This is a genomic window from Bacillus cereus group sp. Bc031, assembly GCF_027716265.1.
GTDB classification, from domain to species: Bacteria; Bacillota; Bacilli; order Bacillales; family Bacillaceae_G; genus Bacillus_A; species Bacillus_A paranthracis.
On record NZ_JAQFUL010000200.1, the window covers coordinates 1 to 1,419 of the forward strand.

Below are 1,419 nucleotides of genomic sequence, written 5' to 3' on the forward strand. Positions count from 1 at the left end.
TAGCGTACAGAAAATCGGCTTTTTCTATGTGAAAAATTGCTTAGCGTACGAAATTCGCGTTTTGTTGGTGCTACCCCATTAACAGATTAGTTGGCTTTCATAGAAATTGAAAGATTGCCTACAGTAAGGAAAACTCACGTTTAGTATACAAAATACAAATAAAAATGCAATACATAAATTGATGCAATATAGTCCAATACATTTAAAATTCTATCCAAACACGTACTGATCCGCTCCAAATTTCAAAATCAATATCAACATTACATATTTAAAAGATGCATTCCTTTCATTCTTACTCTATACTAAAAATGATCAATTATTATGTGCCTGCATTATGCGGAGTTACTATGAAAAAAGTTCCCTTTTTAGGGAACTTTTTTATTATCTTATTTAATCTTATATCGACTATCTTCTGAAACACATAAACTAGACGCATTAACTTTTATACTACATTTTCCTAATCGCCGCTTTACTTCCGATTGTAATTTTTCATTTGCTTCCTCTAAAGAACTTGCTGGAATAATTGTAGATTGTGAGCCTGTTACCTTGCCACTATACATCACTGAAAAGTTCAATTCATATTGATGTATCAAGATTTCTCCACTCCTCTTTTCCTAGATTTCCTCACAGATCATCCTTATTTGTCGCTTGCTCCTGTAGTTTTTGAAGATAGGTACGCATTTGCGGTACATACCAGCTTTTTCTTAATCGGATTATTGCAATTCCCACAATTAAAATCAAAAAGGCTTGTAAGAAAATATCTTGTGTTTCCCATAACGTGTACAAATACAGAAGACTTCCCGTACAAAAATAATACATGGCCAATAATAGATTCATATTTGCGATTATCATTTGTTTCTTTACAATCGCGGCTATTCCTGCTAAAACAACTGTACAAACTCCTATACTTAGCAAAATATATGCAATAACCTTAAAAAGAATCATCTTCACACCTCTTTTTCTTTAAAAATTCATTTGAACTACTTAAAAGGCTGAATAAGGGACACAAACTCATTCGATACCAAATGTATTAACAATCCCTTTAAAATTAATTACAAGCGAATTTGAGGCGTCATTTTTTCTGGAATGGAAACTTTTTGTGTTGAAAATCATGTATACTTTGTTTTCCAACACATCCAATTGAAAAACCTGTAAAAAAAGTTGCACCTATGATTTTTAAACCCCATTGCCATGTGTTTTCCTGTAAAAAATGGTGCGAAACATAGAGACATACCCCTGTACAAATAATGATCCAGATTCCATATTCATCATATTTTCTCTGTTCTAACTTTTGTTCCTGGAACGGATATACCTGGATAAATAAAAAGGCTATCAGCAAAACTTTTATTTAGAATCAAGAGATAAGCGTTTTGTTATATATACCAAGAATAATTATATAATGTGCAACATTATATAGAC

3 protein-coding genes are annotated in these 1,419 nt (G+C 31.8%); all 3 read right to left on the reverse strand.

Annotated features, from left to right (window positions below; translation table 11 throughout):
• Positions 1 to 386: 386 nt before the first annotated feature.
• On the reverse strand, positions 387 to 593 hold the full coding sequence (locus PDQ33_RS28845) for a hypothetical protein (protein WP_000581819.1): 207 nt from the start codon (positions 591 to 593) through the stop codon (positions 387 to 389).
• A 31-nt stretch (positions 594 to 624) separates the two neighbouring features.
• A complete protein-coding gene (locus tag PDQ33_RS28850) occupies positions 625 to 945 on the reverse strand; it encodes a hypothetical protein (RefSeq protein WP_270721648.1) in 321 nt (106 codons plus the stop codon).
• A gap of 127 nt (positions 946 to 1,072) precedes the next feature.
• Positions 1,073 to 1,348: a hypothetical protein gene (locus PDQ33_RS29130; protein ID WP_333563400.1), complete on the reverse strand. Its 276-nt coding sequence runs from the start codon at positions 1,346 to 1,348 to the stop codon at positions 1,073 to 1,075.
• Between the last annotated feature and the right edge of the window lie 71 nt (positions 1,349 to 1,419).